Origin of the sequence: Streptomyces sp. NPDC029216 (genome assembly GCF_040648015.1) — a bacterium.
In the GTDB taxonomy this organism is placed as follows: Bacteria; Actinomycetota; Actinomycetes; order Streptomycetales; family Streptomycetaceae; genus Streptomyces.
In genome coordinates, this window is the sequence record NZ_JBEZWL010000006.1 from 1 (window position 1) to 21,881 (window position 21,881).

A 21,881-nucleotide genomic window follows, 5' to 3' on the forward strand; every position below is an offset into this window, starting at 1 on the left:
AACGACGGGGCCCCGCTCCCGGCCCAGCCCCCCCCGCCCCCGCCCCGCCGGCCCCCCCCCCCCCGCGCCCCCGGCGCGGCGGCCCGCACCCCCCGCGAGGGCGCCCCGGTCCGCCGCACCCGCACGACGACGGAGGGCTCGGCCACCCAGGCCACCCCGGAGGCCACCCCGGGAGAGTCGCCCCGCCCGCCCCGCCGCACCCGCTCGGTCTCCGACGGCTCGGCCAGCCAGACACCCCCGGCCCCGGCCACCGCCACCCCGGCAACGGAACCGGCCACCCCGGCGGCCGACGCCCCGCGTCCCGCCCGGCGGACCCGCTCGGCCTCGGACGGGTCCGCCAGTCAGACCCCCGCGCCCGAGCCGGAGGCCCCCAGGCGCCCGGCCCCGCGCAGCACGGACGCGCCCTGGCACAACCCGAAGCCCGCCTTCGCAGAGCCCGAGCCCGCCCCCGCGCCCGAGCCGCACCCGAAGCCCGAAGCCAAGCCCGAAACCGACCCCGACACCACCGGAGGCGACGCGTGACCGACGTCCTCGACGTCGCCCTGCGACTGATCGTCGTCTTCGCCGTCTTCCTCGTGCTCCCGCTCGTCATCGGGCAGACCGAGCACAAGGTGATGGCGCACATGCAGGGCCGCCTCGGCCCCATGTACGCCGGCGGCTTCCACGGCTGGGCCCAGCTCGTCGCCGACGGCGTGAAGTTCGCGCAGAAGGAGGACATCGTCCCGGCCAACGCCGACCGGCGGATCTTCCAGCTCGCCCCCGCCGTCGCGCTGCTGCCGTACCTCCTCGTCCTCATCGCCATCCCCATCGGCCCCGGCGACAGCTGGATCGGCCAGGTCATCGACGCGGGTCTCTTCTACGCGCTCGCCGTCATGGGCATCGGCGTCCTCGGCAGCCTCATGGGCGGCTGGGCCTCCGCCAACAAGTTCTCCCTCCTCGGAGGCCTGCGCACCGCCGCCCAGCTGCTCGCCTACGAGCTGCCGATGCTGCTCGCCGCCGCCTCCGTGGCGATGGCCGCCGGGACGGTGTCCCTGCCCGGCATCGTGAACGCCTTCGAGTGGTGGTGGCTGCCCTGGCAGATCATCGGCGCGCTCGTCTTCTTCACCGCCGGCCTCGCCGAGCTCCAGCGGCCCCCGTTCGACATGCCCGTCGCCGACTCCGAGATCATCTTCGGCGCGTACACCGAGTACACCGGCCTGCGCTTCGCGCTGTTCCTGCTCGCCGAGTACGCCGGCATCGTCGTCCTGTGCGCCCTGACCACCGTCCTCTTCCTCGGCGGCTGGCACGGCCCCTTCGGCGGCGACGGCCTCGGCTGGGTCTGGACCCTCCTCAAGATCGCCGTGCTGGCCTTCGTCGTCATCTGGCTCCGCGTGAGCTACCCGCGCCTGCGCGAGGACCAGCTCCAGAAGCTCGCCTGGACCGGACTCATCCCCCTCGCGCTCGCCCAGATCGCGCTCACCGGCATCGTGAAGGTGGCGATCCAGTAATGCCCCCGATTCCCGGATCCGGCCTCGCCAAGGGCCTGGCCGTCACCCTGCGCACGATGACCAAGCGCGCGCACACCGCCCAGTACCCCGAGGTGCAGCCGGAGCTCCCGCCCCGCAGCCGCGGGGTCATCGGCCTGTTCGAGGAGAACTGCACGGTCTGCATGCTGTGCGCCCGCGAGTGCCCCGACTGGTGCATCTACATCGACTCCCACAAGGAGACGGTGCCCGCCGCCACCCCCGGCGGCCGCGAGCGCAGCCGCAACGTCCTCGACCGCTTCGCCATCGACTTCTCCCTCTGCATGTACTGCGGTATCTGCATCGAGGTGTGCCCCTTCGACGCCCTCTTCTGGTCGCCGGAGTTCGAGTACGCGGAGACCGACATCCACGAACTCACCCACGAGCGCGACAAGCTGCGCGAGTGGATGTGGACCGTCCCGGCCCCGCCCGCCCTGGACCCCGGCGCCGAGGAGCCGAAGGAGGTCGCCGCCGCCCGCAAGGCCGTCGAGAAGGGCGAGGCGGCAGCCGCGGCCGAGGCAGCCGCCGCCGCGCAGGCCGCAGCGACCCCGCCCGCCGACGGCACCCCCGACACCCCGGCGGGAGGCACCGCCTGATGTACGCCGCCCACCTCGCCGCAGCCGCGGCCGCCGTCACGGCGGCCGCCCCCGCCGGCCCCGCCCCCGCGCCCGGCCCCGGCTTCCTCTCGCCGACCGGCGTCGAGATCGCCTTCGTCCTCGTCGGCCTCGCCACCCTCGGCGCGGCCCTCGTCACGGTCACCACCAAGCAGCTCGTGCACGCCGCCCTCTGGCTGGTCGTCGCGCTCGGCGGGATCGCCGTCGAGTACCTGCTGCTGACCGCCGAGTTCATCGCCTGGGTCCAGGTCCTGATCTACCTCGGCTCCGTGGTCGTCCTCCTCCTCTTCGGACTAATGCTCACCAAGGCCCCCATCGGCCGCTCACCGGACGCCGACTCCGGCAACCGGTGGGTCGCCCTCGGCGTCGCCGGCGTCGCCGGCGCCGCACTCGTCTGGGTGGTCGTCGACGCCTTCCGCACCACCTGGATCGACCTCGACGGCCCCGCCCAGGGCTCCACCAAGGTCTCCGGCGAGATCCTCTTCCAGCACTGGGTGCTGCCCTTCGAGGCGCTCTCCGTCCTCCTCCTCGCGGCCCTGATCGGCGCCATCGTGCTCTCGCGCCGCGCCACACCCGCCGAGGAGGCCGCCGACGCGGCCGACGCCGCCGCCCGCACGGGCACCGAGAAGGGGCAGCAGCGCTGATGCACCTCGCCTACCCCGCCGTCCTCGCGGCCCTCCTCTTCGCCACCGGCCTCTACGGGGTCCTCGCCCGACGCAACGCCATCCTGGTCCTGATGTCCGTCGAGCTGATGCTCAACGCCGTCAACCTCAACCTGGTGGCCTTCGACGTCTGGCTGCGCGACACCCTGCACGCCGGCCAGGCCCTCACCCTCTTCACCATCGCCATCGCCGCCGCCGAGATCGGCATCGGCCTCGCGATCGTGCTGATGGTGTACCGCAACCGGGGCACCTCGGACGTCGACAAGCTCCGCGACACCGCCGAGGGCCACGAGCCCGGCCGGCCCGATGACAGCGCTGACATCACCACCCGGCCGGAGGTCGCCGCGTGAGCACCACGACCCTCGCGGTCCTCGTCCCCCTCCTCCCGTTCCTCGGCGCGGTGGCAGGACTCCTCCTCGGCCGCACGGCCCCCGGCTTCGTCAGGCCGCTTGCCGTCCTGCCGGCACTGGCCTCCGCCGTCCTGGCCGTACTCGTCGCCGTCCGCCACGGCGGCGGCAGGGCGATCGACACCGCCACCCAGCTGACCCCGACCGGCTCGGTACCGATCGAGCTCTCGCTGCACCTCGACGGCTTCGCCGTCCTGGTCGCCGCCCTGGTCGGAGTGGTCGCCACCTGCGTACAGCTCTACTCGACGGCGTACCTCCGCGAGGACCCGCGCTACCCGTCGTACGCCGCTCTGGTCTCACTGTTCACCTCCGCCATGCTGCTCGTCGTCTACTCCGGCGACCTGATGGTGCTGCTGGTCGGCTGGGAGATCATGGGCATCTGCTCGTACTTCCTCGTCGGCCACTACTGGGAGACCGAAGCGGCCCGCTCCGCCTCCCTCAAGGCCTTCCTCGTCACCAAGCTCGGCGACGTCCCCTTCCTCATCGGCCTGTTCGCGCTCGCCGCCGACGCCGGCTCCTTCCGGATCACCAAGATCCTCGGCACCGTCGCCGCGGGCGGACTCGACCACCCGACGCTCATCGCGCTGCTCCTGCTCGCCGGCGTCGCCGGCAAGTCCGCGCAGTTCCCCCTGCACACCTGGCTCCCCGACGCCATGGCGGGCCCCACCCCGGTCTCCGCGCTGATCCACGCCGCGACGATGGTCGCCGCCGGCGTCTACTTCATCGCCCGCCTCCTCCCGGTCTTCACGGCCTCCCGCGCCGCCCTGGTGGTCATGGCCGTCATGGCCGCGACCACGATGATCGGCTCGGCCCTCGCCGCCCTGGCCCAGGACGACATCAAGCGCGTCCTCGCCTACTCCACGGTCGGCCAGCTCGGCTACATGACCGGCGCCCTGGCCGTCGGCGACCGCGGCGCCGCCGTCTTCCACCTCCTGTCCCACGGCGCCTTCAAGGCGCTGCTCTTCCTCGGCGCCGGCGTGATCATCCACGCCGCCGGCACGAACTCCCTCGCCGCCATGTCCCGCATGGACGGCCTGGCCCGGCGCATCCCCGACGCCTTCTGGACGATGACGATCGCGCTGCTCGCGCTCGCCGCCATCCCGCCCTTCGCCGGCTTCTTCTCCAAGGAAGCCGTCCTCGTCGCCGCCGAGCACGCCGCCGGCGGACACTCCGACCTCGCCCCGAGCACGGCCGGCTGGGTGGTGCTCGTCGCCGGGGTGCTCACCGCCCTGCTCACCGCCGCCTACGCCACCCGGCTGTGGCTGATGGCCTTCCGCGGCCGGGGCGCCGCCGCCCCCGACCACGGCAAGGAGCCCGTCGCCATGACCGGCGTCCTGTGGCTGCTGGCCGTCCCCTCGATCGGCTTCGGCCTCGCCGCCGGCCCCCTCGCCGACTGGTTCGACGGCAAGGCGCTCACCCCCTCGGTGACCACCTCCGTCCTCGGCACCGGCGCCGCGCTCGTCGGCGTGATGCTCACCTACGCCCTGTGGCAGCGCGCCACCGCCAGGGCCGCCGCCGGGATCCGCAACGGAGGCGCCGTCCCCGCGTCCGTCGCCGCCGCCGAATCCGCCGCCGAGACCCCCGAGGTCGCCGAGGTGACCCACGACCACCCCGCCGTTTCGGCCGCCCCCGCCGCCGACCCCGGCCGGGCCCTCCTCGGCCCGCTGCACCGGCACGCCGCCGACGGCTTCCACCTCGACGCCGTCTACGACCGGCTCTTCGTCCGCCCCGTGCGCGCGGGCGCGAGCCTGGTGCGCTTCCTCGACCGCGAGGTCGTCGACACGTACGTCCGCGGCGCGGGCACCGGACCCCGGCTGCTCGGCAGCCTCGTACGCCGGGCCCAGACCGGCAACGTACAGAGCTACCTGAGCGCCCTGCTCGCCGGCGCCGTGGTCCTGGCGATCGCCACCGCCGTCCTCGCCAACGTCAACGCCGGATCGTGAGCCGAGAGTCAGCCGTGATCGATATCAGCCCGTCCGTGATGCAGTTCCTTCTGGCGTTCACCGTGGCCGCACCGCTCCTCGGCGCCGTCGCGGCCCTTCTCCCGGCCCCGCCCGGGCTCAAGGGCAGGAGTCCCGAACAGGCCGTGCTCCGCCACGGCGTCACCGTCACCGGTGTCATCCTGGCCGCGGCCGTCGCCCTCACCCTGGGCTTCGACCACGACGCCCCGTCCCGCTTCCAGGCGACCACGGACATCAGCTGGATCCAGGCGCTGAACATCCGGATCCACCTCGGCATCGACGGCATCTCGCTCCCCCTCCTCCTGATGACCGCGCTGCTGTTCTTCCTCTGCGCGGTGTACAGCTACTTCAAGCTCCCCGACGGCCCTTCCCCGAAGGCCTTCGTCGCACTGCTCCTCGTCCTGGAGTCCGGCACCCTCGCGACCTTCGCCGTCCTCGACCTGATGCTGTTCTTCCTCGCCTTCGAGATGGTCCTCATCCCGATGTACTTCCTCATCGCCCGCTGGGGCGGTGCTCAGCGGCAGGCCGCCGCCTGGAAGTTCATCCTCTACACCCTCCTCGGATCCGTGGTCATGCTCCTCGGACTGCTGCTGATCGGACTGAACAGCGGCACCTTCGACATGGTGGCACTCGCCTCTGACAACGGCCGCGGACTGACCCACACCACCCAGGTCCTGGCCGTCCTCGCCATCGGCATCGGCCTCGCCGTCAAGACCCCGATGTGGCCCCTGCACAGCTGGCTGCCCGACGCCCACACCGCCGCCCCCACCGTCGGCTCCGTGCTCCTCGCGGGCGTCCTGCTGAAGATGGGCACGTACGGCTTCGTCCGCATCCTGCTCCCCGTCACCCCCGACGGCATGCACACCTTCGCCCCCTACCTCGGCGCCTTCGCGGCCGTCGGCATCGTCTACGGATCCCTGGCCTGCCTCGCGCTGACCCGCAAGGGCGTCAAGGGCGACCTCAAGCGCCTCATCGCGTACTCCTCCGTGGGCCACATGGGCTTCGTCCTGCTCGGCATCGCGACCATGACCCCCACCGGCGTCAACGGCGCGCTCTTCGCGAACATCGCCCACGGCCTGATCACCGGCCTCCTCTTCTTCCTGGTCGGCGCCCTCAAGGACCGCTACGGCAGCAGCGACCTCGACACCCTCGCCGGAGCCACCGGCGCCGCCCTCTACGGCCGCGCCCCCCGCCTCGGCGCACTGCTGGCCTTCGCCGCCGTCGCCTCCCTCGGCCTGCCCGGCCTGGCCGGCTTCTGGGGGGAGATGCTGGCCCTGTTCGGCGCGTTCGACCCGGCCGAGGGCCTGTCCCGCCCGGCCTTCCTCACCTACATGGCCGTCGGCGCGTTCGGCACCCTGCTCACCGCCGCCTACCTGCTGATCGTCGTACGGCGCGTCTGCATGGGCGACCCGAAGGCCGGACCCGAACTCACCCTCGCGGACGTCCAGCGCTACGAGTTCGCGGCCTGGACCCCGCTCGTCGCCCTCACCGTCCTCGCCGGCCTGTGGCCCGCCACCCTCCTCGGCCTGACCGACCCGGCCGTCCAGAAGCTCCTCGCAGGAGGCAACGCATGACGGCCCTGACGGCCCTGGCCGCCGACACCCCCAGCCTGGTCCAGTCCGTCGACTGGCTCGCGATCACCCCCGTGGTCGTCCCCGCCGCCGTCGCCCTGCTCGTCCTGGTCGCCGACCTCTTCATGTCCGAGGCCCGCAAGCCGGTCCTCGGCTGGATCTCCGTCGCCGGCCTGGCCGCCGCGACCGCCGCCCTGCTGCCGCTGCGCGCCGGCGACCGCAGCACCTTCTGCCTCACCGCCGACCCCGGCGCGTGCAGCTACACCGCCGACCACTTCGCGCTCGTCATCCAGTTCCTGGTGCTGGCCGGAGCCCTCGTCACCGCCCTGCTGTCGGTCACCGTCGTCCGCGAGAGCCGCACCCCGGCCGGCGAGTACTGGTTCCTGCTGCTGTCCTCCGCCGCCGGCGCGGCCCTGCTGCCCGCCTCCCGCGACCTCGCCACCCTGATCGTCGCCCTCGAAGTCGCCTCGCTGCCCGCCTTCGCCCTCGTCGGCATGCGCCGCGGCGACCGGCTGTCCTCCGAGGCCGCCCTCAAGTTCTTCCTGTCCTCCGTCACCGCCACCGCCGTCTCCCTGATGGGCGTCAGCCTCGTCTACGCCGCCACCGGCTCCCTGCACCTGGCGCGGGTCGCCGACCGGCTGGAGGACGTCCCCGGGCAGCTCGACACCCTCGCCGTGGCGGGCGTCACCCTCACCCTCGTCGGCTTCGCCTTCAAGACCGCCGCCGTCCCCTTCCACTTCTGGGTCCCCGACACCTACGTGGGCGCCCCGCTGCCCGTCGCCGGCTACCTCTCGGTGATCGGCAAGGCCGTCGGCTTCACCGGCCTGATCCTCGTCACCGTGATCGCCTTCCCCGCGTACTCCGAGGTCTGGGGCCCGGCCCTGGCCGTACTCGCCGCGCTCACCATGACCCTCGGCAACGCCGCCGCCCTGCGCCAGTCCGCCGACCGCCCGCAGAGCGCCGTCCGGCTGCTCGCCTGGTCCTCCGTCGGGCAGGCCGGCTACCTGCTGGTCCCGATCGCCGCCGCCGCGTACACCGACCGCGACCAGATCGGCTCCACCGTCGCCTACGCGCTCATGTACGCCGCCGTGAACCTCGGCGCCTTCGCCGTCGCCGCGCTGGTCGCCCGGACCAAGCCGCTGCACCGGATCAGCGACTACCGCGGCCTGTACGCCGAGCGCCCCGCCGCCGCCCTGTCGCTGGCGTTCTTCCTGCTCTGCCTGGCCGGCCTGCCGCCGGGCATCATCGGCCTCTTCGCGAAGGTCACCGTCTTCCGGTCCGCCGTCGACGCCGGCCTGGGCTGGCTCGCCGTGGTCATGGCCGTGAACGTCGTCATCGCCCTGTACTACTACCTGCGCTGGACGGCCCTCCTCTTCCGCACCCCGCAGACCCAGGGAGAGGCAGGGGAGACGCCCGCGCGCACGAAGGCCCCCTGGCCCGTCGCCGCCGCCATCGCCCTCACCGCCGTGACGGCCCTGGTCCTGTCGGGCGCCCCGCAGCTGGTCCTGCGCTTCGCCGCGGGCACCCTCTTCCCGCTGTAACCCGCCCGCTCCCCGCGCCCTCACCCGTACGGCGTAACGCCCGCCACCGCCCCCCGGCCCGCCCCGCCGGGGCGGCGGCGCCGCGCCCTGCCCGGGAACCAGACGTCCCCACCTCGCGTTGACCAGGAAGGGAGGGTCCACTGGACCGAAGACCCTCAGATCCACGACGGGGCTCCCCTGACGCACCACTAGGAGGGCGTACCGTGCACCGCCGGCACAACGGGCTGAAGACCGCCGTACTCCTCGGCGGGATGTCCGCACTCATCATCCTCATCGGCAGCTTCTTCGGGCGGGGCGGCCTCATCGTCTCCGTCCTCGTGGCCCTGGGGACGAACGCGTACGCGTACTGGAACAGCGACAAGCTGGCTCTACGCGCGATGCGCGCACGGCCCGTCAGCGAGTTCGAGGCCCCCGAGCTGTACCGCATGGTGCGCGAGCTCTCCACGTCCGCGCGCCAGCCCATGCCCCGGCTCTACATCTCCCCGACCGAGGCCCCCAACGCCTTCGCCACCGGGCGCAACCCGCGCAACGCCGCCGTCTGCTGCACCGAGGGCATCCTGCGCATCCTCGACGAGCGCGAGCTGCGCGGGGTCATCGGGCACGAGCTGAGCCACGTCTACAACCGCGACATCCTCATCTCGTCGGTCGCCGGAGCCCTGGCCTCCGTGGTCATGTTCCTGGTGAACTTCGCCTGGCTGATCCCGGTCGGCCGCTCCGACGACGACGAGGGCCCCGGCATCGTCGGCATGCTGCTGATCATGCTCCTCGGCCCGCTGGCCGCGTCCGTGATCCAGCTGGCCATCAGCCGCTCGCGCGAGTACGAGGCGGACGCCTCCGGAGCCCAGCTCACCGGCGACCCGCTCGCCCTGGCCGGCGCCCTGCGCAAGCTCGACGCCGGCACCAAGCAGCTCCCGCTGCCCCCGGAACCCCGCCTGGAGACGGCGAGCCACATGATGATCGCCAACCCCTTCCGGCCGGGCCAGGGGCTCTCCAAACTGTTCTCGACGCACCCCCCGATGGCCGAGCGCATCGCCCGGCTCGAACAGATGGCAGGCCGCAGCCAGTGAAAACCATCCTGAACGTCATTTGGCTCATACTCAGCGGGATCTGGCTGTTCCTCGGCTACTGCCTGGCCGGCCTGATCCTGTGCATCACCATCATCGGCATCCCCTTCGGCATCGCGGCCTTCCGCATCGCCGTCTACGCCCTCTGGCCCTTCGGCTACACCACCGTCGAGCGCCGCGACGCGGGCGCGCCGTCCTGCGTCGGCAACGTCCTGTGGCTGGTCCTGGCCGGCTGGTGGCTGGCCCTCGGCCACATCGCCACCGGCCTCGCCCTCTGCGTCACGATCATCGGCATCCCGTTCGGCATCGCCAACTTCAAGATGGTCCCCCTCTCCCTGCTCCCCCTGGGCCGCGAAATCGTCCCCACGGACGCCCCCTTCGCCTCCCGGTGACGACGGCCGCGCGCTACGCGCTCTGGGGGGAGGACGAGGACCACGAGGAGGAGCAGCTGTGGGCCCTGTGCGAGGAGGCGGAGCACCTGTTCGCCGACCCGCCGGAGCCCCCGCGGCGCCGCTACGAGCTGCTGGGCTGCGCCTTCGAGGCGGAGCTGCCGTCGGCGCTGGGCTTCCTGGTCCTCAAGCCGCTCGACAAGAACGGCGAGCCCTTGTGGGAGTGGTACCTGGAGGACGCCCGCGTCCTCGCCACCCGTCCGTGCGCCCGAGACCTGGCGCGGCGGGACGTGGTCATCGAGGCAGTACGGTCCGAAGACCAGCCGGCGTACCCGCAGAGGGTCGCCCTGTCGGTGGGCTTCAGTCTCTCGGACATCGATGACGGACTCCTGGGCCACTTCCGGGACCTCGCCGAGGTGCTGCCCGTCGAGGAGCCGGAGCCGCACCGGGTACGCCTCCTCGGGTGCTCCCTGCGGGGTCCGCTGCGGGACGTGGTGGAGGGCCGGAGGGAACGACGGCTCGCCTACCGGCACCTCGACGCCCTGGACGCCGCCGGGGAGGTCCTTTCCGTGGCGGGGAACCCGGACATCGTCGGCTGGGAGCCGTCCCCGCGCGGGCCGGGCCTCTACGACCTGACCGTGCACATGGATCCCCAGCCGCCGGTCGTCGCCGCGATCTGGCCGCTGTGGCGCGAGGGCCGGCCGGCCGTCCCCAACCTGTGGGCGCAGTTCGATCCCACGGGCCGGGCCCGCTGGCTCGACCCGGCCGTGTACCACCGCACGGGCCCGGACCGCCCGGCCGGCGGCACCTACCACCTCGACGGGCGCCACGTCACCGACTCCGAAGGCTTCTTCTGCGCCCTCGGCGAGGCCGTCAACGGCCCCGGCGGGTACTTCGGACGCTGCCTGAACGGCGTCTCGGACGCCCTGGGCGGCGGCTTCGGAGCGACCGGGCCCTTCACCCTCGTCTGGCACGACCACGAGGTGGCCCGCCGCTGCCTGGGCGTCCAGCCGCTGACCCGCTACCCCGTGACCTTCCCCGAACTCCTCTCCTTCCTCCGGGAAAAGCGCATCGACGTGGTCCTGGCCTGAGTTGTCCACAGGCCCGGGCGGCTGTCAGTGCTGTGCCTCACCATGAACACATGAACGAGAACGAGCAATTGCTGGAGCAAGTCACCGCCCGAGTCCGGGACTCCGCGGGCGAGCGCCGAAAACCCCTGCCCGGCCCCCTGGCGGACGGGGAAGCCGAGTTCAGCGCCCGCTGGGGGCCCTGAGCCGGCCCCGCACCGCGTAGGCCAGCGCCCCCAGCGTCAGCACCGCCGCGCCCGTCACCGCCGACGTGAGGGGCAGCGCGCAGGCGAGCAGCACACAGCCGGACAGCCCCGCCGCTGCCACGGCACGACCCTTGACAACTGAACCAAGAGTCCATGCGGAGGCGTTCGCGATCGCGTAGTAGACCAGTACTCCGAAAGAGGAGAAACCGATAGCGCCCCGCAGGTCGGCGGTGGCCGCGAGCACCGCCACCACCGCACCCACGGCCAGCTCCGCGTGGTGCGGCACCTGATGCCGGGGATGCACGGCGGCCAGCGTGCGCGGCAGATGGCCGTCCCGCGCCATCGCCAGAGCCGTCCGCGACACCCCCAGCACGAGGGCCAGCAGAGAGCCCAGCGCGGCCAGCGCCGCACCCACCCGGACGACCGGGGCCATACCGGGCCGGCCGGCCGCCCGCACCGCGTCGGCCAGCGGGGCCGACGATCCCGCCAGCCCGTCGGCACCGAGCACCGACAGGGCCGCCACCGCCACGGCGGCGTACACGAGCAGGGCGATCCCCAGCGCGAGCGGCACCGCGCGCGGGATCGTGCGCTGCGGATCGCGCACCTCCTCGCCCAGGGTGGTGATCCGGGCGTAGCCCGCGAACGCGAAGAACAGCAGACCGGCGCCCTGCAACAGCCCGGCCGCGCCGCCCCACTCCCCGCCCACCAGCCGGCCCGCATCGGCCGTGCCCGAGCTCAGGCACGCCACCACGACCCCGGCCAGCACCGCCAGTACCGCCGCCACGATCAGCCGGGCGATCCGGGCGGACTTCTGTACCCCGCCGTAGTTCGCGGCGGTCAGCGCCACCACCGCCGCCACGGCCACCTCGTGCTCCCGCCCGGGCCACGCGTACGCCCCGACGGTCAGCGCCATCGCCGCGCAGGAGGCCGTCTTGCCGACGACGAACGCCCAGCCGGCCAGATACCCCCAGAAGGGGCCGAGCCGCTCGCGCCCGTACACGTAGGTCCCGCCGGAGGCCGGATAGCGGGCGGCGAGCCGCGCCGAGGAGTGCGCGTTGCAGTAGGCCACGAGGGCCGCCAGGGCCAGTGCGGCCAGGAGCCCGCCGCCCGCCGCGCGCGCCGCCGGGGCGAGGGCGGCGAAGATGCCGGCGCCGACCATGGCGCCGAGCCCGACCACGACGGCGTCGGACACCCCCAGGGTGCGCTTCAGTTGGTTGTCCACCGGCGGGAGGGTAACCGGCCTAGATGACGCCCTCACGGCCGGGAAGAGGCATCCGCTTGCGCTCCCAGCCCTCCAAGGCGGTCAGGCAGGCGTGGTCGAGGTGCCGCAGCCCGCTGAGGTCGAGCCGCACCGGCCCGTGCGGCAGCGCCTCCAGGGAGTCCAGCAGCTTGGGCAGCCGCAGGAAGCTGGCGTTGCCCACGACCCGCACGCACAGCTCGTCGCCCTCCCACACCTCCTCGACGTGCACGTGGGAGGTCTCCCAGGCGGCCTTGGCCACGGCGAGGCCCAGCCCCACGAGCACCCCCTCGAAGAGGCTGGTGGCCAGGATCGAGACGGCCGTCACCACCAGCACCACCGCCTCGCCCCGGTGGGTCCGCCACAGGGCGGCCACCGCCCGCGCCGGCAGCAGCTTCCAGCCCGCGTGCAGCAGCACCCCGGCGAGCGCCGCGAGCGGCACCACCTCCAGCACCTGCGGCAGCGCCACGGCGAACAGCAGCAGCCAGGCCCCGTGCAGGATCCGCGACGCCCGGGTGCGGGCCCCTGCCTCCACGTTGGCGGAGCTGCGCACGATGACGGCGGTCATCGGCAGGGCCCCGAGCAGCCCGCACACCGCGTTGCCGATGCCCTGGGCGACCAGCTCGCGGTCGTAGTCGGTGCGCGGTCCCTCGTGCATCCGGTCGACGGCGGCGGCGCTGAAAAGGGTCTCGGCGGAGGCGATCAGCGCGAGCGCCACCACGGTCCCCACGGCCCCCACCGAGGCCAGCGTGCCGAAGTCCGACCAGCTGGGCAGGGCCACGGCGTCCAGCACCCCGGTCACCCGCACGGTCTCGACGGGCAGCGGCAGCAGCGCGGCCGCGGCGGTGGCGGCCGCGACCCCGACGAGCGCCCCCGGTACGACGCGCAGCCGGGCCGGCGCCCGCCGCCAGAGCACCAGCACGGCGATGGTCCCCGCGCCGAGCGCCACGGCGGCCCAGTCGGCCTGCGCGCCGAGCTCGTGCACCCCGCCCAGCTTGGCGAGGGTCTTCCCGGGGGCCGGGACCCCGCCGAGGGCGTAGAGCTGCCCGGCGATCAGCACGAGCCCGATCCCGGCCAGCATCCCGTGCACGACGGCAAGGGAGATCGCCCGGAACCACCGCCCCAGCCGCAGGGCGCCCAGGCCCAGCTGCACCATGCCGGCGGCCAGCACCAAGACGCCGAGCGCGGGCAGGCCGTAGCTGTCCACGGCTTCGTAGACGAGGACGGTCAGCCCGGCAGCGGGCCCGCTGACCTGGAGCGCGCTGCCCCGGAACCAGCCGGTGACCAGCCCGCCCACCACCCCGGTGACGATCCCCAGCTCGGCGGGTACACCGGAGGCGACGGCGACCCCGACGCAGAGCGGGAGCGCCACCAGCGCGACGACGACGGACGCCCCGAGGTCCGCTCGGAAACTGCCGGCCCCAGGCATGCGGGAACCCCCTTGTGACACGGTGACGGATGTCACCCAGCCTTGTGGGGCGCGCCCGGCCGCGCCCAGTCACCACCGGGGGGCCGGGCGGGAGCGCGCGCCGCTCACGCCGGGCACACACCACGGGCGCCGAAACGGCGAAGGGCACAACGCGGGCGCCCGCCGGCAAAGCCCCGGCGATCCGCCCCCGTTGTGCCCCACGGGGTCCGATCAGCGACGTACGCGCAGGTCAGCGGTAGGTCAGCGGTAGTTCACGAACTGGATGGCGAAGTCCAGGTCCTTGCCCTTGAGGAGGGCCTGGACGGCCTGGAGGTCGTCACGGCTCTTGGAGGTGACGCGCAGTTCCTCGCCCTGGACCTGGGCCTTGACGCCCTTGGGACCCTCGTCCCGGATGATCTTCGCGACCTTCTTGGCGTTCTCCTGGGAGATGCCCTCCTGGATCGTCGCGAAGATCTTGTACTCCTTGCCGGACAGCTGCGGCTCGCCGGCGTCCAGCGCCTTCAGCGAGATCCCGCGCTTGACCAGCTTGCTCTGGAACGTGTCGAGGATGGCCTTGACGCGCTCCTCGCCGTTCGCCTCCATCAGGATCTTCTCGCCGGACCAGGAGATCGAGGCGCCGGTGCCCTTGAAGTCGTAGCGCTGCGAGATTTCCTTGGCGGCCTGGTTGAGGGCGTTGTCGACCTCCTGCCGCTCGACCTTCGAGACGATGTCGAAACTGGAGTCGGCCATGTGCTGTGGCTCCTTGAAGTCGGCTGTGGTGTGCCCCGGAGGGCCGCGGCCGGACATCCCCGGCCCGCTCCGCAAAGCCTAGCCACCGCACCCGCGTGAGGCGCTGATCAATCCGGTGGCGAAGCACCCCCGCACATCAGGTATCGTTTACGTCGTTGCCAGGGAACGACGCCGAAAGGCGGAGGAACCCGGGCGGCATCCCATGGCGGTGTGCCCGAGTGGCCAATGGGAGCGGACTGTAAATCCGTCGGCTTAGCCTACCCAGGTTCGAATCCTGGCGCCGCCACGCGAGTGGAACCCCCGTTCATCTGCGGAAACGCAGTGGGCGGGGGTTTCTTCGCATAGCTAGGGAGCGGTCACCGTCAGGTGGTAGGTCGTGTCCACCCAGAAGCCGTTCGCGGCCGCCGCGTCGATCTCCAGGACGAACTGGCCCGGCGGAAGCGGATCGAGAGCACCCCACAGGCCCCACGCGACCTGGGGTATCCCCATGACGGGGAAGGGCTTCGAGACGAACTCGCGCAGGGGCAGCGGAGTGCTGTTCAGCGCCGCCGATGCCCGCGTCACCTCCAGCCGCCACGGCTTCGTCAGGAACGGCACCGCCGGACGCTTGGTGTTCAGCACCGGGAAGAACAGCGGGCGCCCCGCCGGCACGCTGCACCGGCGCACCACCCGGCCGCCGTGCGTGCCCGCCAGGAACCACAGGTCTGCCGGCTGCCGCCGTCCGGCGTAGGCCCCCGTTGTGTCCGCCACCGGGCTCTCGTCCGCAGGGGCCGTGAGCGCCCACTTCCACCACCGGGCCGCCAGCCGGCCCCCCTCGACCTCGCCGACCTGCCAGTTCCCGTCGCCCATGCCCCGCCCCGGTCCCCCCTTCGGCCGCCCCCTGCGGCCGGATTCCGGGTGACCCTATCGGCCCCCACGGCGCACCGAACCGGGCGGACGGTCGTTCACGGGGCGTGAAACGGACTTCGGACACACGCGGAAAGGTCGGCGGCGGCGTCCTGATGGCCCTGCTCGGCGCCGGGATCCCGGCCCTGGTCGGAGCGGCACTGCACGGCCACGCGGGGGAGCCCTACCGGGAGACGAGGCTCTACTTCGGCACGCAGCGCGCCGAAGGCCACCAGCCCGTCGGGAAGGCGGAGTTCATGGGCTTCCTCGACCGCGAGGTCACCCCCGACTTCCCCGAGGGCCTCACCCTCCACGACGGGTACGGCCAGTGGCGCGGCGCGGACGGCACGATCGTCCACGAGGCCGCGTACGAAGTCGTGCTGCTCTACCCCGAGAAGGAGGCGGCCGAGCGCGGCGCCCGCGTCGAGCGGATCCGGCAGGCCTACGAGCAACAGTTCCGGCAGGGCTCGGTCGGGCGCTCCGACGACGAGCTGGAAGCCGAGTTCTGACCTGCGCCGGCCGGTGTTTGACGGAGGGTCGGGCCGGGCGGAGTCAGTTCCCGGCCACGTCCTTCACGGCGACCTGGACCGGGGTCGCCCCCGACAGGAGCTCCAGCGTCAGACCGGCCGTCGCCGGAGTCTCGACCAGTTCCGCGAGCACCGCCGCCACGTCGTCCCGCGTCACACTGCCCGGCCCGGTACGCGCCTCCAGCCGGACCAGCCCCGTACCGGGATCGTCGGTCAGCACGCCCGGGCGCACGATCGTCCACTCCAGACCCAGCCGGGTCCGCAGGTGGTCGTCGGCCTCGCCCTTCGCCCGCAGGTACGCGTCGAAGACCTCGGCCCCCTCGTGCCGTGAGTCCGACCCCATCGTCGAGACCATCAGGAAGCGGCGCACACGGGCCCGTTCGGCGGCGTCGGCGAACAGCACCGCCGCCCCCCGGTCCACGGTCTGCTTGCGCTCCGGGCCGCTGCCGGGACCCGCTCCGGCGGCGAACACCGCCACGTCCGCGCCCTGCAGGATCCCCGCCACGTGCTCGACCGACGCCGACTCCAGGTCGCACAGCACCGGTTCGGCGTCGACCTCGCGCAGATCGGCGCCCTGCTCCGGGTCCCGGATGATCCCGGCGACCTCGTACCCGCGCGCGGCGAGCAGGCGCTCCAGCCGCAGCGCGATCCGACCGTGTCCACCCGCGATGACGATGCGCATGTCCCGACCGTACGACGACCCGGGCGCCCCCGCCCGCGAACGCCCGGGGAACACTCAGGGGCCGGGCTCCATACGGCCCTGCCGGGGCAGGTCCAGGGCCACCGCGACCGCCGAGTCGCAGTACTCCCGTACGGCACTCGTCCGGGCTACCACCCGCCCCCGGTGGACCACGATCCGGCTGTAGGCCAGCGACAGCACCCCGGCGATCCGGTCCCCGCGCACGGCGAGCAGCTCCGCCGGGAAGCCGGCCTCCACCCGCACCTCAGGCAGGGCCATGGCCTCGCGGGCGGCGGCGCTGACCGCGTCGTACGCCTCGGAGGCGCGCAGCCCGCCCTGGGAAGCCAGCAGGTAGGCGGCTTCCAGGGGGTCGCCCCGCCCGACCGGGTTCCCCGCGTCCCGCAGCGCCCCGCTGCCGGCGGCGACCCGGACCCCGGCGGACCGCAGGAGCCGTACGGGGGCGGTGCGCAGACCGCGCCGCTCCAGCGCGGAGCAGTCGCCCTGGGGCAGGCAGGTGACCCGTACGCCGGCCGCCGCGAGCTGGTCGGCGGCGCGGGAGGCGGCGTCCAGCGGGAGCCGGGACAGGCCGCCGCAGGGGCCGATGGTCACCCCGGGCCGCAGCCCGCCGGCCATCGCCGCGAGCCGGGCGAGGCGGCCCGGGTCGTCACCGTCGGTGTGCAGGTCCACGGGGCAGCCGTGCTCGGCGGCCAGCTCCAGGACCGCCTCGAGGAAGCCCGTCGGGTCGGGGTCCAGGTCGGGACAGCCGCCGATCACGGAGGCGCCCATCTTCACGGCGTCGCGCAGCATCGCGAGCCCGTCGGCCCCGGCCGCCCCGGTCAGCAGCCGGGGCACCGCCACCGTGGCCAGGTCGGTGAGCCCGCGCAGGGAGCGGCGGGCCTGGAGGGAGGCCTCCAGGGGGCCCAGCCCGTGCACGTCGCCGATCCGGACGTGGGAGCGCACGGCGGTGGCCCCGTGCCCGAGCTGGAGCAGCGCCGCCTCGGTGGCCCGGCGCTGCACCTCGTCGGGGGCGTACGAGACGGGCCCCTCGCCGTCGGCGGTCAGGGCGGTGTCCCCGTGGGCGTGCGGCTCGGCGGGGGCGGGCAGGAGCAGGTAGCCGCGCAGGTCGACCCGGGCCAGGGCGGGGGTCGGGAGGCTGCCCGCGGTACCGACGGCCTGGATGCGGCCGCCGCTGAGCCGGACGTCGACGGTGCGCCCGTCGGTCAGCCGGGCCCCGGTGAGCAGGAGGCCTGCGGCCTCGGGGGCGGGGCCGCCGGCGGGACCGCGGGCCCGGGCGTGCCCGGAGCCGTCGGCCGGGCCCCCTGAGGGGTTGCGCGGGGAATGGGACGGCTGCTGCGGCTGGCTGTCGGACATCGCGCTCCTGCGGGGGCTCGGGCGGTTCCAGGGCCGTGGCCGCAGCCCGCGGCCCAAGATCACGCAGCGTGCTCAGAGCCTAGGGCGCGGGGCTCCCCGGTTCGGGGAAGAGCGCAATAGTCGTACCGGTGTGGTGCCCACGCGCCCCGGCGTCCCCGAGCGCGCCCGCGTGACGGCGTGACGGGTGGTGCGCCTGTGACCCCGGACACAAACGGGCCCGAAAGTGGCCTGGGAGAGGCCCGCGGCCGATCGGGAAAGGCCGGCGGGGTCCTTGCGAGCCCAGTCCCCCCAAAGGATTTGGGCGATCGGCGCGCAACCGTGTAATGTCTTCCTCGCTCGCCCCAATAGCTCAGTCGGTAGAGCGTCTCCATGGTAAGGAGAAGGTCTGCGGTTCGATTCCGCATTGGGGCTCTGGTGAGAGAGGTTCCCCGCCCTCGGGCGGGGAACGGATCTCATCAAAGCGGCGTAGCTCAGTCGGTAGAGCAAGCGGCTCATAATCGCTGTGTCACCGGTTCAAGTCCGGTCGCCGCTACCACACCCAGTAGCCGATTGCGGGGTCGGTCTCCCGATCGGCTACTCTTTTATGCGTTCATCCGTCCCATAGTCCGTCCAAGGAGCACTCACGTGGCTGCCACCGACGTCCGCCCGAAGATCACGCTGGCCTGCGTGGAGTGCAAGGAGCGGAACTACATCACCAAGAAGAACCGGCGTAACAACCCGGACCGTCTTGAGATGAAGAAGCACTGCCCGCGCTGCAACTCGCACACCGCGCACCGCGAGACCCGCTAATCACTGGCGAAGTCTCCGCATAGGCACTGTCACGAGGTCGTCCCCTTCCAGGGGGCGGCCTCGTGTCGTTTCTGCGCCGTTTCCTTGATCCGTTTCCTTGATCCGGAATCCCTTCAACAGGAGGTAGTGAGCCATGGCCCTCGACCAGTCCTTCGTGGGGCGGACCTACCCGCCCACCGAGCCGTACGAGGTCGGCCGGGAGAAGATCCGCGAATTCGCGGTAGCGGTGGGCGACGCGAATCCCGTCTACACCGACCCCGAAGCCGCCAAGGCGCTCGGCCACCAGGACGTGATCGCCCCGCCGACCTTCGTGTTCGCCATCACCTTCGCGGCGGCGGGCCAGGTCGTCGAGGACCCGCAGCTGGGCCTGGACTACAGCCGCGTCGTGCACGGCGACCAGAAGTTCGCGTACGTCCGCCCCGTGCGCGCGGGCGACCGGCTCACCGTGACCTCCACCATCGAGGCCGTGAAGTCGCTCGCCGGCAACGACATCATCGACATCCGCGGCGAGGTCCACGACGAGTCCGGCGAGCACGTGGTGACCGCGTGGACCAAGCTCGTCTCCCGCGCCCCCGAGGAGGCCTGAGATGACCGCACAGATCCAGTACGCCGACGTCGAGGTCGGCACCGAGCTCCCCGCGGCGTCCTTCCCCGTGACCCGCGCCACCCTCGTCCGCTACGCCGGGGCCTCGGGTGACTTCAACCCGATCCACTGGAACGAGAAGTTCGCCAAGGAGGTCGGGCTGCCGGACGTGATCGCGCACGGCATGTTCACCATGGCCGAGGCGATCCGCGTCGTGACCGACTGGGTCGGCGACCCGGGCGCGGTCGTCGAGTACGGCGTCCGCTTCACCAAGCCGGTCGTCGTCCCGAACGACGACCAGGGCGCCCTGATCGAGGTCACCGCCAAGGTCGCGCAGAAGCTGGACGACAACCGCGTACGGGTCGACCTGACGGCGATGAGCGCCGGCCAGAAGGTCCTGGGCATGTCCCGCGCGGTGGTCAGGCTGGCCTGAGCGGCCGCCCGACCGGCGGGCCGAGGCGCGGGGGACCACCCCGCGCCCCCTCCCGCCCCCTGCTCCTCCGGCCGCGCACCACACCCCTTGACGTAGTTAGTGATTGAGTACTAACTTTCTATCCATGGCAAGGATGAGTGCGGACGAGCGACGCGAGAGCGTCATCCGCGCCGCGATCCACGAGTTCGCGCGCGGCGGCTACCACGGGACCTCCACGGAGGCGATCGCCAAACGCGTCGGGGTCTCGCAGCCGTACCTCTTCCGGCTGTTCCCGGGCAAGAAGGCGATCTTCCTGGCCGCCGCCGTGCGCTGCCTGGAGACCACCCGCAAGGTCTTCGCCGAGGCCGGCGAGGGACTGCACGGCGAGGAGGCCCGCACCGCCATGGGCGAGGCCTACATCCGGCTGATCGCCGAGGACCCGACGGTGCTGCAGATGCAGCTCCAGATGTACGTCGCCGTGGCCGCCGCCGAGGCCGCCGGAGACCGTGAGCTCGGCGAGCTCGTACGGGCCGGCTGGCTGGAGCTGTGGGACACCATCCGCATCCCGCTCGGCGGGGAGGTCGAGGCCACGGTCTTCATGGCGCAGGGGATGCTCATCAACACCCTGTCCGCCATGGGGTTCCCGTCCGGCCACCGGATCTGGAACGGCTTCCCCGGCGACGTCGACAAGGCGGCCGGCTCGCTCGGCGGCGGCCAGGTGTGAGGTGCGGGGCCGTGCGCGGCCCGGCCTTCTTCTGCCCATGAAAGTTAGTCAGCAATAACTAACAAAACCCCAGGGGGAAGCATGACGCAGCAAAAGCTCCAACGGCCCGCGGTCTGGGCCCTCGTCCTCACCGGCGCCGCCAGCTTCATGGCCGCCCTCGACAACCTCGTCGTCACCACCGCCCTCCCCGCCATCCGCGCCGACCTCGGCGGCAAGCTGGAGGACCTGGAGTGGACGGTGAACGCCTACACCCTCACCTTCGCCGTCCTGCTGATGTTCGGCTCCGCCCTCGGGGACCGCTTCGGCCGCCGCCGGCTCTTCATCGCCGGACTCGCCGTCTTCAGCGCGGCCTCCGCCGCGGCCGCCCTCTCGCCCGGGATAGGCCAGCTCATCGCCGCCCGCGCCGTCCAGGGCGCCGGAGCCGCGGTCATGATGCCGCTCAGCCTCACCCTCCTCACCGCCGCCGTCCCGGCCGCCCGCCGCGGCGCGGCCCTCGGGATCTACGGAGCCGTGACCGGACTGGCCGTCGCCAGCGGCCCCCTCATCGGCGGCAGCCTCACCGAACACATCTCCTGGCAGTGGATCTTCTGGCTGAACGTGCCCATCGGCCTCGCCCTGATCCCGCTCGCCCGCCTGCGCCTCGCCGAGTCCACCGCCCCGGGCGCCCGCCTCGACCTCCCCGGCACCCTCCTCATCAGCGGCGGCCTCTTCGGCATCGTCTACGGCCTGGTCAACGCCAACGCCCACGGCTGGACCAGCGCCCCCGTCCTCACGGGTCTCCTCGCGGGCAGCGCCCTCGTCGGCGGCTTCGTCCACCACGGCTTCCGTAACGCCAACCCCATGCTCCCCATGCGCCTCTTCCGCAGCCGGGGCTTCTTCGGGATCAACTTCGCCAGCCTGCTGATGTACCTCGGCATGTTCGGGTCGATCTTCCTGCTCAGCCAGTTCCTCCAGGGCGTCGCCGGCTACTCGCCGACCGAAGCCGGCCTGCGCATGCTTCCCTGGACCGGCATGGGCATGATCGTCGCCCCCCTCGCGGGGATTCTGGCCGACCGGATCGGCGGCCGCCCCGTCGTCGTCGCCGGACTCGCCCTCCAGGCGATCGGCCTCGGCTGGTTCGCGACGGTCCTGAGCCCCGGCGTCTCCTACGCCGCCCAGCTCCCGGCGCTCGTCCTCAGCGGGATCGGGATGTCCCTCTACTTCGCCCCGGCCAACCACGTGCTCATGTCCACCGTGGCCCCCGCCGACCAGGGCAGGGCCTCCGGCACCAACAACGCCCTCCGCGAGGTCGGCGGCGCCCTCGGAGTCGCCGTCCTCGCCTCGGTCTTCTCCGCCCGGGGCGGCTACGAGACCCCGCAGTCCTTCACCGACGGCACCGTCCCCGCCCTGTGGATCGGCGCCGCCGCGGTCGCCCTGGCCGCCGCGCTCGCCCTGCTGCTGCCCCGCGGCTCCAAGCGGCCCTCCCCGGCTCCGGCCGCCGCCGCGACCCCGTCCGCCCCCATGCCCGAGGTGACCGCCGCCGGCTGAAACCC

At 73.0% G+C, this 21,881-nt stretch carries 23 protein-coding genes, 3 tRNA genes and 1 pseudogene; 21 read left to right on the plus strand and 6 right to left on the minus strand.

Features of this window, described 5'->3' with window-relative positions:
* The 12 genes and pseudogenes from AB0F18_RS03870 to AB0F18_RS03925 form a co-directional block, all read left to right on the plus strand.
* Positions 1-522: pseudogene (locus tag AB0F18_RS03870) on the plus strand (NADH-quinone oxidoreductase subunit C); the annotation flags it as partial.
* A complete protein-coding gene (locus AB0F18_RS03875) occupies positions 519-1,487 on the plus strand; it encodes a complex I subunit 1 family protein (RefSeq protein WP_362054759.1) in 969 nt (322 codons plus the stop codon). The pseudogene AB0F18_RS03870 and the gene AB0F18_RS03875, both read left to right, overlap by 4 nt.
* Entirely contained in the window at positions 1,487-2,098 is a 612-nt protein-coding gene (locus AB0F18_RS03880; protein ID WP_362054762.1) for an NADH-quinone oxidoreductase subunit I, read from the plus strand. Before AB0F18_RS03875 ends, AB0F18_RS03880 begins: the two co-directional genes overlap by 1 nt.
* Positions 2,095-2,760 (plus strand): NADH-quinone oxidoreductase subunit J, encoded by a 666-nt coding sequence (locus AB0F18_RS03885; protein WP_362054945.1) that lies wholly within the window; start codon positions 2,095-2,097, stop codon positions 2,758-2,760. Before AB0F18_RS03880 ends, AB0F18_RS03885 begins: the two co-directional genes overlap by 4 nt.
* Positions 2,760-3,128 (plus strand): NADH-quinone oxidoreductase subunit NuoK, encoded by a 369-nt coding sequence (gene nuoK / locus AB0F18_RS03890; protein ID WP_362054765.1) that lies wholly within the window; start codon positions 2,760-2,762, stop codon positions 3,126-3,128. The genes AB0F18_RS03885 and nuoK overlap by 1 nt, the downstream gene beginning before the upstream one ends.
* Positions 3,125-5,128 (plus strand): NADH-quinone oxidoreductase subunit L, encoded by a 2,004-nt coding sequence (locus AB0F18_RS03895; protein ID WP_362054768.1) that lies wholly within the window; start codon positions 3,125-3,127, stop codon positions 5,126-5,128. The genes nuoK and AB0F18_RS03895 overlap by 4 nt, the downstream gene beginning before the upstream one ends.
* Positions 5,129-5,166: 38 nt before the next feature.
* Positions 5,167-6,720 carry an NADH-quinone oxidoreductase subunit M gene (locus AB0F18_RS03900; RefSeq protein ID WP_362054947.1) on the plus strand — a complete coding sequence of 518 codons (1,554 nt, stop codon included), beginning with the start codon at positions 5,167-5,169 and terminating at the stop codon, positions 6,718-6,720.
* Positions 6,717-8,258, plus strand: a complete 1,542-nt coding sequence (locus tag AB0F18_RS03905; RefSeq protein ID WP_362054771.1) for an NADH-quinone oxidoreductase subunit N — start codon at positions 6,717-6,719, stop codon at positions 8,256-8,258. The genes AB0F18_RS03900 and AB0F18_RS03905 overlap by 4 nt, the downstream gene beginning before the upstream one ends.
* A 203-nt stretch (positions 8,259-8,461) precedes the next feature.
* Positions 8,462-9,325 carry a zinc metalloprotease HtpX gene (gene htpX, locus AB0F18_RS03910; RefSeq protein WP_362054774.1) on the plus strand — a complete coding sequence of 288 codons (864 nt, stop codon included), beginning with the start codon at positions 8,462-8,464 and terminating at the stop codon, positions 9,323-9,325.
* Positions 9,322-9,714, plus strand: coding sequence for a YccF domain-containing protein (locus AB0F18_RS03915; protein WP_362054777.1), 393 nt, complete (start codon positions 9,322-9,324; stop codon positions 9,712-9,714). The genes htpX and AB0F18_RS03915 overlap by 4 nt, the downstream gene beginning before the upstream one ends.
* The gene (locus tag AB0F18_RS03920) at positions 9,711-10,802 is read left to right on the plus strand and encodes a hypothetical protein (protein WP_362054780.1); all 1,092 of its coding nucleotides are present in this window, start codon (positions 9,711-9,713) and stop codon (positions 10,800-10,802) included. Before AB0F18_RS03915 ends, AB0F18_RS03920 begins: the two co-directional genes overlap by 4 nt.
* Before the next feature lie 50 nt (positions 10,803-10,852).
* Positions 10,853-10,984, plus strand: coding sequence for a hypothetical protein (locus AB0F18_RS03925; protein WP_362054783.1), 132 nt, complete (start codon positions 10,853-10,855; stop codon positions 10,982-10,984).
* Here the strand turns inward: AB0F18_RS03925 and AB0F18_RS03930 are convergent.
* From AB0F18_RS03930 to AB0F18_RS03940, 3 genes are all read right to left on the minus strand, one after another.
* Positions 10,962-12,206 carry an APC family permease gene (locus AB0F18_RS03930; RefSeq protein WP_362054786.1) on the minus strand — a complete coding sequence of 415 codons (1,245 nt, stop codon included), beginning with the start codon at positions 12,204-12,206 and terminating at the stop codon, positions 10,962-10,964. The genes AB0F18_RS03925 and AB0F18_RS03930 overlap by 23 nt on opposite strands.
* A 19-nt stretch (positions 12,207-12,225) precedes the next feature.
* Positions 12,226-13,650 (minus strand): SulP family inorganic anion transporter, encoded by a 1,425-nt coding sequence (locus AB0F18_RS03935; protein WP_362054789.1) that lies wholly within the window; start codon positions 13,648-13,650, stop codon positions 12,226-12,228.
* A 240-nt stretch (positions 13,651-13,890) separates the two neighbouring features.
* A complete protein-coding gene (locus tag AB0F18_RS03940; protein ID WP_362054792.1) occupies positions 13,891-14,379 on the minus strand; it encodes a YajQ family cyclic di-GMP-binding protein in 489 nt (162 codons plus the stop codon).
* 204 nt (positions 14,380-14,583) lie between these two features.
* Between AB0F18_RS03940 and AB0F18_RS03945 the strand changes: the two genes are divergently transcribed.
* Positions 14,584-14,665: transfer RNA gene (locus AB0F18_RS03945), tRNA-Tyr, on the plus strand.
* Between the two features lie 59 nt (positions 14,666-14,724).
* Here AB0F18_RS03945 and AB0F18_RS03950 read toward each other — a convergent pair.
* The gene (locus tag AB0F18_RS03950) at positions 14,725-15,228 is read right to left on the minus strand and encodes a hypothetical protein (RefSeq protein WP_362054795.1); all 504 of its coding nucleotides are present in this window, start codon (positions 15,226-15,228) and stop codon (positions 14,725-14,727) included.
* Between the two features lie 104 nt (positions 15,229-15,332).
* Here AB0F18_RS03950 and AB0F18_RS03955 point away from each other — a divergent pair, with 104 nt between their 5' ends.
* A complete protein-coding gene (locus AB0F18_RS03955; RefSeq protein ID WP_362054798.1) occupies positions 15,333-15,773 on the plus strand; it encodes a DUF3574 domain-containing protein in 441 nt (146 codons plus the stop codon).
* Positions 15,774-15,816: 43 nt separating this feature from the next.
* Here AB0F18_RS03955 and AB0F18_RS03960 read toward each other — a convergent pair whose 3' ends face one another.
* Positions 15,817-16,473 carry an SDR family oxidoreductase gene (locus AB0F18_RS03960; protein WP_362054801.1) on the minus strand — a complete coding sequence of 219 codons (657 nt, stop codon included), beginning with the start codon at positions 16,471-16,473 and terminating at the stop codon, positions 15,817-15,819.
* A gap of 54 nt (positions 16,474-16,527) precedes the next feature.
* Positions 16,528-17,841 carry an amidohydrolase family protein gene (locus tag AB0F18_RS03965; protein WP_362054804.1) on the minus strand — a complete coding sequence of 438 codons (1,314 nt, stop codon included), beginning with the start codon at positions 17,839-17,841 and terminating at the stop codon, positions 16,528-16,530.
* A gap of 338 nt (positions 17,842-18,179) precedes the next feature.
* On the opposite strand from AB0F18_RS03965, the gene AB0F18_RS03970 reads away from it, so the two are divergent.
* The 7 genes from AB0F18_RS03970 to AB0F18_RS04000 all read left to right on the plus strand — a co-directional run bounded on the left by AB0F18_RS03970 (position 18,180) and on the right by AB0F18_RS04000 (position 21,876).
* Positions 18,180-18,252 (plus strand) — tRNA-Thr (locus AB0F18_RS03970).
* Positions 18,253-18,300: 48 nt separating this feature from the next.
* A tRNA-Met gene (locus AB0F18_RS03975) sits at positions 18,301-18,376 on the plus strand.
* Positions 18,377-18,465: 89 nt separating this feature from the next.
* Entirely contained in the window at positions 18,466-18,630 is a 165-nt protein-coding gene (gene rpmG / locus AB0F18_RS03980; RefSeq protein WP_003956487.1) for a 50S ribosomal protein L33, read from the plus strand.
* Between the two features lie 133 nt (positions 18,631-18,763).
* A complete protein-coding gene (locus AB0F18_RS03985; protein WP_351878454.1) occupies positions 18,764-19,216 on the plus strand; it encodes a MaoC family dehydratase N-terminal domain-containing protein in 453 nt (150 codons plus the stop codon).
* Position 19,217: 1 nt separating this feature from the next.
* Positions 19,218-19,646: a MaoC family dehydratase gene (locus AB0F18_RS03990; RefSeq protein WP_045945265.1), complete on the plus strand. Its 429-nt coding sequence runs from the start codon at positions 19,218-19,220 to the stop codon at positions 19,644-19,646.
* A 124-nt stretch (positions 19,647-19,770) separates the two neighbouring features.
* Complete coding sequence (locus tag AB0F18_RS03995) at positions 19,771-20,349, plus strand: TetR/AcrR family transcriptional regulator (protein ID WP_362054807.1); 579 nt, start codon at positions 19,771-19,773, stop codon at positions 20,347-20,349.
* 81 nt (positions 20,350-20,430) lie between these two features.
* Positions 20,431-21,876, plus strand: a complete 1,446-nt coding sequence (locus tag AB0F18_RS04000) for a DHA2 family efflux MFS transporter permease subunit (protein ID WP_362054809.1) — start codon at positions 20,431-20,433, stop codon at positions 21,874-21,876.
* Positions 21,877-21,881 lie beyond the last annotated feature (5 nt).